Origin of the sequence: Thermoactinomyces sp. DSM 45891 (assembly GCF_900119485.1) — a bacterium.
Classification (GTDB): Bacteria; Bacillota; Bacilli; order Thermoactinomycetales; family Thermoactinomycetaceae; genus Baia.
In genome coordinates this window covers 1559-12952 of the sequence record NZ_FPJZ01000004.1, presented here as the reverse complement: position 1 = coordinate 12952, position 11394 = coordinate 1559, and the positions used below count along the sequence as shown (strand labels likewise).

The window sequence follows — 11394 nt, the reverse complement described above, 5'->3', positions numbered from 1 at the left end:
ATCGCTAATGGAAGGTTGAAAGGATGTTGAGACTCCGGGGAGAGTCCCGAGAACGTATTGTAGCTTTTCTCCTTCTGCATTAATAATATGACTTAGGCCTAATTCTTCTAATGCAATGGATGATAATAACAGATTTACTGCATCTTCTCTTGTGATGCTTATATTAGGTGAAATATTGGGTATATTGGCTTGGGACATTAATTATGTCTCCTTTCCCCCTTATGGATTGTTGGTTCAGTATGTTTATATTTATTCATAGTGATTTAAATATGAAACTAAAATAGGCTGTCTTGTGGTACTTAGGTTTTAGAAAAATCCTATTTCCCCCTGAAAAAACCGCCATAGTAGGCGATTTAGGGCTTGTAGATTTTATTGGCCGCTAGCATTAGCTCAGAGGTCGTTTTTTCGTCCTTTTTCTATCATTCTATGAATAATGTTAGTATGATTCCTTGTTAATAAAAAAAGCATATATACGCATTTGAAAGAATAAACATGTCGGGAATTTTGTTTGTTAGGAGGGTAAAAATGTCTCAATCGAATATTCCCAACATTTCACCAAATATAAGCGTTACCAGAGAAGATGCAGTGAATTTACTATTATCATCGATCGCTCTAGAAGAACTAGGCTTAAGTCATATTATTAATGCTGAGGGTGAAAAGCTCCAATACGTTCTCGGAACGCTCCCTGGGATCTCAGCAGTCTTTCAACCTAGCATTAGCGATCTACTCCTGATTAACAGTAGTGTTCGGGATACGATTAATGTAATCGGGAAGAAAGAATGGATCCTAAATGAGAAGTTAGAAAATGTGTTAAACACAGACGTGACAAGGGGACCAACGGGACCTCAAGGGCCGACAGGAGCTTTTGTCACAGGTGATTTCTTATTTTTAGTTCAAGGAAACTCAGGAGCGGACGGAAGTATTCCACTCGGATTTGGAGATACCCTCAACTTTTTATCCAATACACTCGAAATTACGGTAACCCCCGGTTCTGCCATCGTGAGGCTAGAGGTGCCCACTGGCGCTACTGGGACAGTGGGATCCACCGGACCTCAAGGGCCCACCGGGCCACCGGGCCCCGCCGGAACAGGAACGGGGGTAGGTGCCACAGGAACCACCGGCCCTCAAGGGCCCACCGGGCCACCGGGCCCCGCTGGAACAGGAACCACCGGCCCTCAAGGACCCACCGGGCCACCGGGCCCCGCTGGAACAGGAACGGGGGTAGGTGCCACAGGAACCACTGGCCCTCAAGGACCCACCGGGCCACCGGGCCCCGCTGGAACAGGAACGGGAGCAGGTGCCACAGGAACCACCGGCCCTCAAGGGCCCACAGGACCACCGGGCCCCGCTGGAACAGGAACGGGAGCAGGTGCCACAGGAACCACCGGCCCTCAAGGGCCCACAGGACCACCGGGCCCCGCTGGAACAGGAACGGGAGCAGGTGCCACAGGAACCACCGGCCCTCAAGGGCCCACAGGACCACCGGGCCCCGCTGGAACAGGAACGGGAGTAGGGGAAACAGGGGCAACAGGCCCCCAAGGCCCAACAGGCCCGGCTGGAACAGGAGCAGGGATAACGGGAGTCACCGGTCCCCAAGGATCCACTGGCCCTCAAGGAACCACGGGATCCACAGGAACCACAGGAGCTACGGGAGTCACCGGAGTCACCGGAGTCACCGGCCCAACTGGGTTCCCGATCACCTCCAGATTCTATGTAGCCAATACCAATGACAACACCATCAGCGTAGTTGACGGCAACACCAATACTGTGCTCGGTACGATTACAGTCGGTTTAAATCCTGAGGGGGTTGGAGTCAACTGTGCCTCAGAGCGCGTCTATGTAGCCAATGCAAGTAGTAACGATGTTTCTGTCATCGATGAAATGACCAATACCGTTATCGCTACAGTCTCAGTAGGAGCCCTACCACGCGCACTAGGAGTAAACCAGTCCACCAATCTCATCTATGTCGCTAATGCAGCAGATGGCACGGTCTCTGTCATCAGTGGGAATACGAATACCGTAACCACTGTCATTACAGTAGGAAATCTACCAGGTGGGGAAGGATTAGGAGTTAACTGTTCTACGAATCGAATCTATGTAGTAAATCAGGCGGATGGTACGGTCTCTGTCATCAATGGAGAAACACAAACAGTTATCACCACTGCTTCCGTAGGACTTACCCCATTCGGAGTCGGAGTGAACACGGTCACAGGTAGGTACTATATATCCAACAATGGCGCTAATACCGTTACCGTCCTCGACGGGACAACTAACAATATAATCGCCCTCATTAACGTAGGATCTCTCCCAAGAGGAATACGAGTCAACTCAAATACGAATCGAATCTATGTAGCAAATGATACGAATCCCGGTACGGTTGCCGTCATCAATGGAGAGACAAATGCGATCATCGCTACCGTTCAAACCGGGTCAGGCACATATGGAATGGGAATCGACACGGAACGAAACCGTATTTATGCAGCTAATTCAGACAGTAATGATGCTTCTGTGATCGATGGAAACTCCAACACTGTATACGCTACTGTTCCAGTAGGATCGAATCCACACGGTATAGGTGCAAACTCTTGCAATGAATGCTGTTGTCCAGAGTCAGATTCAGCATTACCAGTGGTACTCCAAAATCCACTTTATGTATCCCAATTTGACGGGAATACCGTCACGGTCATCGATGGAGATACCAATCTCATCTTTACCACGATTACGGTAGGGGAAAACCCAAGTGGCGTAGGAGTGAATCCGGCTACCCGCCGTGTCTATGTAGCGAATAGTTTTGATAATACGGTCTCTGTCATTGATAGCACGACAAATACGATCCTCATGACGATCATGGTCGGGGAATTTCCAACGGCAGTGGGAGTAGATACAGCCAGCAATGAGATTTATGTGGCTAATAATCTCTCCAATGTGGTATCCGTAATCAGTGGGAATACAAATACCATCCTCGCTACTATCACTGTAGCGTTTGGTGCTGGTAACATTATCGGATCGGTGGGAGTAAACCAGTCCACCAATCGGATTTATATTCCTAATAATGATACCAGCGGTGTTGTGTATGTCATCGATGGATTTACCCATACGACCCTTTCTACCGTCTCAACAGGGGGAAGAACCTTCTCTACAGCAGTTGATTGCGTTCAGGATCGAATCTACGCATCTAACACTTCCACGAACGACATATCGGTTATCTCGGGAATGAATAATACCGTTATTGCCACGATTCCAGTGGGAGAAAGTCCGAGGGGAATTCGGGTAGATACTGCTACGAAGCGTATTTATGTGGCGCATGAGAATACCCCTGTTGTATCGGTTATCGATAGTGCTAGCTTATCGATTATCGCTACCATCACAACCGCAACAGGTGTTGGAATCGGAGTAAATACTGCTTTCAATCGGATCTATTCGCTTGGTAACAGTACTAATGTGGTTTATGTTCTCGACGGTTCTACTAACACGATCATGGCCACGATCCCAGTAAGTGCGAGTCCATTTGATATCGGTGTATTCGCACCACCAGACGAATGCTGTACCTGCCCGCCAGAGCTCAATGATTCTATCCTCGGTGGAGGATTCTTCTACATTGCCAATAACGGTAGCGACAACGTCTCTGTTATTGATGGGAATACCAATGTAATCAATACCACCATCACGGTCGATTCTCCATATGGTGTAGCTGTGAACCCATCCCTAAATCGGGTATTTGTAACCAGTAATATCGCTCCTGGACTGGTCTCTGTATACGATGGCAATGTAAATACACTGATTACTACGATTTCTGTTACAGATAATCCACGACATACGGCGATCAATCGGGTTACTAATCGGATCTATACCGTTAGTGCGGGAGCTCCGAACGGTTCGGTCTCCGTCATCGATGGAGATACCTATGCCGTCATCACCACCGATATCATCTTGCCAGGAGAAGGGCTGTATGCAGCGGTAAATGAAGCCACGAATCGAGCTTATGTAACCAGTCGTGACCTTTCTCTAATCGGGTATGTTAGCGTGATTGATGGAACTACCAATATAATCATCTCTACCGTGACCTATGCAAGTCTAACTGATTTTGGTACCACGGGAATCGCAGTGAATCCTGTAACCAACTTGATCTATGTCGGTACGTTTGATGGGGGTTATGTTTCTATTATCGACGGAGAAACCAATACGATAACGGGAACCATTAATAACGGTGGTCTCGGATTCTCCAGTGTCGCTGGAATCGCAGTTAATCCAGCGGACAATCGGATTTATGTAGGGGATGTAGGCCTCAATCAGGTCATCGTGGTAAGTGGGAATGAAGGCAATCCCATCATCGCTGCGATTCCAGTAGGGAGTGATCCGAGCAATATCAGTATCGATTGCCCAACCAATCGCATCTTTGTGGCCAATCGAACAGATGATAATGTTTCTGTTATCGATGGACACACCAGCACCGTGATTACTGTAGTCCCAGTCGGGTCAACACCAGAGGAAATAGGGGTTAATTCCTACCAATGCTGTTGCCCAGAACCTCTCGTGCTACCAACCGATGTTTCTGTAAGCTACGCTGCATCTAGCAATACGATCGTAACACTAGAAGGAGCACAGCCAATCCTATTTAATTCAGCCCTAAAATCAGATCCCAATATTACTCCTGTGGGTACTACTGGCACGGAGTTCATTGTAGGGATAACGGGTACCTATCAGGCCATTGCTGCGATTACAGTTGCAGAAGGATCAAGAGGGGTCTTTGATTACTACGTAGACAATACAGAAATCCCTGACACCCTTATAGCCATTGCTGGCCCAACTGGATTTGGACCGGGATCCGCAACCATCCCATACATTGTTCAACTGAATGCAGGGCAAAGGATTTCTCTCAGATGTGGAAATGGGGGATCGTTTATTACCATGCTACAAACCGGCTCATTTACAGGTCCAGACCGAGTTGCTTCATACGCTTCTATTAATATCAAGAAGATTGACGGATAAACAGAATCGCCCTAAATATATAAGAAGAAGCGCTGTTCATCGCGAACGGCGCTTCTTCTTATATATCAGGGGAGACGCGAAAAATCCGTATATGGGCGAAGGGAAAATGGGAGATCCATCAGGTATGCTGGGTGTTTGTAATTTATATAGTATATATAATATATATTATGTATACTATAAGGAAGAAAATGAGATAGTGAAAGGAGAGAAAATCATGTCAAAGCAATTTCGTAAAGTATCGAAAGTTGGCAGTAGTCTGACTGTAGTCATACCTAGGGAGATGGCACAACGTTTAAATATTCGCCAAGGTGATATGATGGAGGTGTCCACTGATGGTATGCAACTTCATATAAAACCCACAAATACACTCCCTGAAAATGTTGATCCACGCATACTCGAGTCACTAGGAGGCGCTTTTAGCATTTATGAGGAAACGTTCAAAAATTTGAGGGATCGATAGTGAATCAGAGTCAGGCCAGAGAATACCTTGAAAAATGGATATCCGCGCTCTGTGAGAAAGAAATGGATAAGCCTAATGTGCATATTGTAATCGATGTTGATTATTTGACTGTAGAAGAGGTTGTTTTTGCTCACTCTTTAGTCATGAAACAGTTCGACGAACCCGAAAATGCAGGGGTGCTACACCCAGATCGACTTATTGCTGCTGTTAAGCGTCCACAGATGATTCATTTCGGGGTCGAGATTCATCCTAATATTTGGCAAAAGGCTGGATCATTAGTTCAATCTATAGTAAATGATCATATTTTCCAAAACGGGAATAAACGAACAGCCTTTGCTTGCTTGTATTATTTTTTAGATAAAAATGGATATCCGTTAAGGTTTCCACCCATGCTAGCAGAAGAATTTATGGTAGCCATTGCGACCAATAGTTGGTTCAAGGGAGACAACGGGGCCAAGAACATCGGGGTTTTGCTTGAAAGGCTAGTCAAAAATTATGAATCGTGAGGGATCAACAGTATCCCTAGTGATAGAAAGATAGAGGTGTTTAAATCAAAGAAGGCTATCCCCGATCCGAGAAGAGGGATAGCTTTTTCTATGTGACTGGTGACCAAGTCTTATTGATAGATCGAGGGATTCCTCTCATTTGCACCAGTTCTGGTTATACATAAGGACTGGGCTGTAGCTTCTATTGTTCAAGCAGAATGTTAGGGGGAAGAGCTTTGTTGATGGATATCAACCGTTTCCTCTTCCTCTCATTTGTCCCCCTTTTCCTACGCTTCGTACTATATATCATTAAGTAAGTGTTTCGTCATCATCGCCTAGGCGGAATGTTAGAGTGACTATATACCCTTTTCTACAGTTCATACAAATCATCCTCACTTTTGAGATTGAGTTCTTTTTGCAGTATATACATTTCTTTCATGCAAGTGATAAACTCATCATTACTTTTCATCATATCAAAACAGTTAGTCAGTTTCAATAAAGCGGAATGTTGCCGATGTTTGAAACCGTGCTTCTCTGTCAGTTTAATCGCTTCTTGGAAAAAGGGGACTGCATCAGCATAGAGTCCTTGGTGGCTCAAGCAATTACCTTGGATAATTAAGGTTTTAGACAAGCGGAATATATCAGGTAGGTTTCGACTAATCTGAATCGCTTCTTGGATGTGAGTATGTGCTTGTCTCCAGTCATGTTGTGCGAGGAAGAGGACTGCTAAGTAGGAATGAGTATCGATATGTCTTCGTGGATATTCCAAATTTCGGTCAATCTCTAGAGCCATTTGAAATCGTGACATGGCTTTGTTGAATAATCTTTGCTTTAGATAAACGCTTCCTAAGATATTTAATAAATCAAGATATCCATCATCTTGCATTTTGGTTCTTCGTGCAAGTTCAATTCCTTCTTCGCAGATTTTAATCGCTTTATTAAATTCCCCTTGCTCACGTAGTAAGGTAGAACGGTATTTATACAAACTTAATCGAACAGGTATGCTTTCTATTTCGGGCAGTGATGTCCATATCTCTCCTAATAATTGTAAGGCTAAATCAGATTGAGAAGATTTCATGAGATACAAAATCTTATTTCCTAGTAGCAAATACCGAACTTCAGGTCTTTTTTTAGTATCATCAAAGGATTCAAGCCCATTTTTTACATGTGCCAAGGCACTCAAGAAGTCGTTTTGATAGTGGCTACAACTGCTTAATTGGTTATAACAGAGGCTGATGATGTTATTTTCTGGCTCTAACTTGTGAATTCTACATAAATGAATAGCTTGTTCAAAGTGAAAGCGTGCTTTTTTAAAATCATTGCTTTTATAGTAATAACGACCCTTTAAGTAAGAGAGCCAAGGTGCCGATGCGTGGAAGTCCTCTAGTCTCACTGCTTCCAGCTTGTTCAGGATTTCGAGTTTCCCCTCTGATGAACCAAAATTTTGATTATCCAGCATCGTCTCAATACAGTCAAAGTAGAATCTCAGTTCTTCCATATCATGCTGTTCCTGCCGAATTAATGTATTTAATTTTACTTGATCGAGATTCAACTTCTTCAACAAATAGGCAAACGTATCATCCCTCGGATCGACTTCCCCGCGCTCTATATTACTAATCGTCGAAGCAGACAAATTCACATCTTCGAGATCCTTTTGATTTAATCCTAAATCCTTTCTCGCTTTTTTTACTACATATCTTGCTAATTTAGCCTCTACGTAAGAGGGATTCTCCATATCAATCGACCTCTCTTTGTTAGGATACACAGAGAAACATTCGAAATAGAAACTATTTTCTCATTTTAATTCTCCACGTTAAAATCATTTCCCTTCTACCCGAGATAATCCCAGTAAAATAGATATTCACGATCTCTGCAACCCCGCTCGTGCCAGTTCTAAAGTTAAAATACCTAAATATTGAAAAAATTTAATCAATAACATATAATTTAACTGACGATGCAGTAAACTCCTAACATATATCCGCCCTATTTCCGATTTTCTAAAAACAACAGAACGGAGTGTTTGGAAATTGTTAAAACTTCAGGTAGAAGGTTCACGAGAGAAGATTAAGTCCTTTATGGATGATGTTCACCGTAATCCAAGTGTAAAGATTTTAGAGCAAGAGACTGGATACAAGATTAAAGACGGCGAAGTCCAGCCTTGTGTTAAGTGCTCCATCGATCACATACCCGAACGGCGCATGAGTCTGATTCAGATCATCACCACCGATGGCCAAAAAATCGAATTTAAAATGTTCGACATGGTACAAGCCGCCATTACTGAAGGTGTAAAGGTCTTCGCTGGCCGATCCGTTGACATTTTCAGCGTCATCCAGGAAGAAAAAGAAGCTTTTAGATTATGGAAGAAGCTACGAGAAACATTCGAAGAAACAGACGAACACTCCTAGAACATCTTACACTCTCACAGGCTCGTAATTGAAGTGTAGATACATGCTTCAAGTCCGGTCCTCCCAATGAAGATAAAACGAATTTAGGGGTATGAGTCCAGTTCAAGACTGAGCTCATACCCCTAAAGATTTCTTAAATCTTACATTTTTGATAAACTGATCCGTTTATCCTATTATCCAATTCTGGTAATAGCGATGCTTGAGTACGCTGGTACTCGTCCTGCTGTGTTAGTTCTGAATAACGATGCAACACTACCATTATTTGATGCATTTCGAACCCCGATAGCATCCCCTGCATTTAATGGCAATACATCCATGATGGTAATAGAACCCGGACCGGTTTCTCCTATTATTGCTGCAATGGTAGCTGATCGTTGTGTGCCGTTTATTTCGAAACAATATACACTAGAGTTATTAGCTGTGATAGTAGATATCATTAGATATACACCAGCATCGGTTACGGTAAATTGAGTACCTGTTGGGGAAGCGACAAAACCACTTGATACTACACCAACTGAACTTTCGGTTAGGTTGTATCCTATTCTTCCTCCCGCAGGCACGGTTACACCTGCAGCATTATCCCCCATAAAAGCCCCAAAAGCGGCAGGAAACGCAGATGTAGGTCCGGTCGGTCCTTGAGGTCCGCTAGCACCAGTAGGTCCCGTCGGTCCTTGAGGCCCGGCTCCAGTGGCACCAGTAGGTCCTGTAGCCCCTTGAGGTCCAGAAGCGCCGTCCGCGCCTGTGGGTCCTTGAGGCCCCGTAGTGCCGTCAGCACCATCCGCCCCCGTCGGCCCTTGAGGCCCCGTGTCTCCTTGAGGTCCTGTAGTGCCGTCAGCACCATCCGCCCCCGTCGGCCCTTGAGGCCCGGTATCTCCTTGAGGTCCCGTAGTGCCGTCAGCACCGTCCGCGCCCGTGGGTCCTTGAGGCCCTGTGTCCCCTTGAGGTCCCGTAGTGCCGTCAGCACCGTCCGCGCCCGTGGGTCCTTGAGGCCCTGTGTCCCCTTGAGGTCCTGTAGTGCCGTCAGCACCGTCCGCGCCCGTAGGTCCTTGAGGTCCCGTATCGCCTTGAGGTCCCGTAGTGCCGTCAGCACCGTCCCCGCCGGTAGGTCCTTGAGGCCCCGTGTCCCCTTGAGGTCCCGTAGTGCCGTCAGCACCATCCGCGCCGGTAGGCCCTTGAGGCCCCGTGTCCCCTTGAGGTCCCGTAGTGCCGTCCACGCCATCCGCGCCGGTAGGCCCTTGAGGCCCCGTGTCCCCTTGAGGTCCAGTAGCCCCGTCAGCACCATCCGCGCCGGTAGGCCCTTGAGGTCCAGTATCTCCTTGAGGTCCTGTAGCGCCCGTAGCCCCGTTAGCCCCTGTTGGAACCTCCAGTTTCACGATGGCAGAACCAGGTGTTACCGTGATTTCTAACGTATCAGATATAAAGTTGAGTGTATCTCCAAAACTGAGAGGAACATTTCCGTCCGCGCCTGAGTTTCCTTGAACTAAAAATAAGAAATCACCTGTAACAAAAGTTCCCGTCGGTCCTTGAGGCCCTGTCGGCCCTTGAGGTCCGGTAGAACCTTGAGGCCCGGTAGAACCTTGAGGCCCAGTAGAGCCTTGGGGTCCAGTGTTTCCTTGGGGACCCGAAGCCCCCGTGCCCCCTGTAGCTCCAATCGCCCCTGTCGGCCCTGCTGGTCCTTGAGGCCCGGTAGCCCCTGCAGGTCCGGGAGGCCCTCCTGATGGCCCTGTCGGTCCAGTGGCACCTGCCGACCCGGTAGGTCCCCTTGTCACGTCTGTGTTTAACACATTTTCTAACTTCTCATTTAGAATCCATTCTTTCTTCCCGATTACATTAATCGTGTCGCGAACGCTATTATTGATCGTAAGTAAATCGCTAATGGAAGGCTGAAAGGATGTTGAGACTCCAGGGAGAGTTCCGAGAACGTATTGTAGCTTTTCTCCTTCTGCATTAATAATATGACTTAAGCCTAATTCTTCTAATGCAATCGATGATAATAGAAGATTCACTGCATCTTCTCTGGTAATGCTTATATTCGGTGAAATATTAGGGATATTCGCTTGAGACATTGTATACCTCCTTTAGATAATATTCTCACTATATATATGATTGATTCTTACTATATGTACTAATTTGCTGACTTGGTTAACGTTTAATGAGCAAAAAAGGGCACGGTATCCTAGGAAAAGGCGTTATATAATACACCGCCCTTAGAGATTCTAAGGGCGGTGCTTATTGTGACTGTCAAATATTTCATAACTGAATCGAGCAAGATCATGGAGTTATCAATTTGTCAACGTAACATGATGATAGAGAGTCCACATTGTGCTCTTGCTAACGATCCATTAGTTTGGACTACAACTTGCAATGATCCAGAAGGACCTGGTGGTATTTGAATAATCGCTACTGCGGAGTTAGAAGAGTTGGTGTTATTAGACTGTGCTACTTGTGTTCCTTGGATAAGGGCTCCGTTTAATTGCAACTCGAATGTAGCGTTATTGGCTGTATTTCTTGCAGAATAGTTTACCTCGTAATAATGGTCGGAAGCCAAGGTAACCGTTCCGGTTGATCCTCCAGCCCCTGTATCCAGTACTATTTCACCAGAACCGAATTGAGTGAGAATCGTGTCATAAGGTACAGGATTACCAGCAGTAATAGCAGGAGTATTTCCGGCTCCAGTTATTGTAGCAAACATAAAACTATTTGCCACTGCTCCCGTCGGTCCTTGAGGCCCGGTGTTGCCTTGAGGTCCCGTGTTGCCTTGAGGCCCGGTGTTGCCTTGAGGTCCCGTGTTGCCTTGAGGTCCGGTGTTGCCTTGAGGTCCCGTGTTGCCTTGAGGCCCGGTGTTGCCTTGAGGCCCGGTGTTGCCTTGAGGCCCGGTGTTGCCTTGAGGTCCCGTGTTGCCTTGAGGCCCGGTGTTGCCTTGAGGTCCCGTGTTGCCTTGAGGTCCCGTGTTGCCTTGAGGTCCAGTATCGCCTTGAGGTCCGGTGTCTCCCTGAGGTCCGGTGTCTCCCTGAGGTCCGGTGTCTCCCTGAGGTCCGGTGTCTCCCTGAGGTCC

8 protein-coding genes are annotated in these 11394 nt (G+C 46.3%); 4 read left to right on the top strand and 4 right to left on the bottom strand.

Annotation, left to right across the window (positions count from 1 at the left end; genetic code table 11):
* The coding region (locus BT147_RS05700; protein ID WP_072332044.1) for an alpha-helical endospore appendage domain-containing protein at positions 1–198 on the bottom strand (198 nt) is incomplete at its 3' end.
* Positions 199–525: 327 nt separating this feature from the next.
* Between BT147_RS05700 and BT147_RS15045 the strand changes: the two genes are divergently transcribed.
* The 3 genes from BT147_RS15045 (at position 526) to BT147_RS05645 (ending at position 5955) form a co-directional block, all read left to right on the top strand.
* On the top strand, positions 526–4989 hold the full coding sequence (locus BT147_RS15045) for a YncE family protein (RefSeq protein ID WP_083426413.1): 4464 nt from the start codon (positions 526–528) through the stop codon (positions 4987–4989).
* Between the two features lie 214 nt (positions 4990–5203).
* Positions 5204–5449 (top strand): AbrB/MazE/SpoVT family DNA-binding domain-containing protein, encoded by a 246-nt coding sequence (locus tag BT147_RS15440; protein WP_177239695.1) that lies wholly within the window; start codon positions 5204–5206, stop codon positions 5447–5449.
* Positions 5449–5955, top strand: coding sequence for a type II toxin-antitoxin system death-on-curing family toxin (locus tag BT147_RS05645; protein ID WP_083426411.1), 507 nt, complete (start codon positions 5449–5451; stop codon positions 5953–5955). Before BT147_RS15440 ends, BT147_RS05645 begins: the two co-directional genes overlap by 1 nt.
* A gap of 349 nt (positions 5956–6304) precedes the next feature.
* Here BT147_RS05645 and BT147_RS05640 read toward each other — a convergent pair whose 3' ends face one another.
* Complete coding sequence (locus tag BT147_RS05640) at positions 6305–7669, bottom strand: tetratricopeptide repeat protein (RefSeq protein WP_072332038.1); 1365 nt, start codon at positions 7667–7669, stop codon at positions 6305–6307.
* A 292-nt stretch (positions 7670–7961) separates the two neighbouring features.
* Here BT147_RS05640 and BT147_RS05635 point away from each other — a divergent pair, with 292 nt between their 5' ends.
* Positions 7962–8339 carry a hypothetical protein gene (locus BT147_RS05635; RefSeq protein ID WP_072332035.1) on the top strand — a complete coding sequence of 126 codons (378 nt, stop codon included), beginning with the start codon at positions 7962–7964 and terminating at the stop codon, positions 8337–8339.
* Between the two features lie 173 nt (positions 8340–8512).
* On the opposite strand, the gene BT147_RS05630 is transcribed toward BT147_RS05635, so the two are convergent.
* Positions 8513–10405 carry an alpha-helical endospore appendage domain-containing protein gene (locus BT147_RS05630; protein ID WP_072332032.1) on the bottom strand — a complete coding sequence of 631 codons (1893 nt, stop codon included), beginning with the start codon at positions 10403–10405 and terminating at the stop codon, positions 8513–8515.
* A gap of 224 nt (positions 10406–10629) precedes the next feature.
* A partial coding sequence (locus BT147_RS15435; protein ID WP_177239693.1) for a collagen-like domain-containing protein occupies positions 10630–11394 on the bottom strand: 765 nt, incomplete at its 5' end.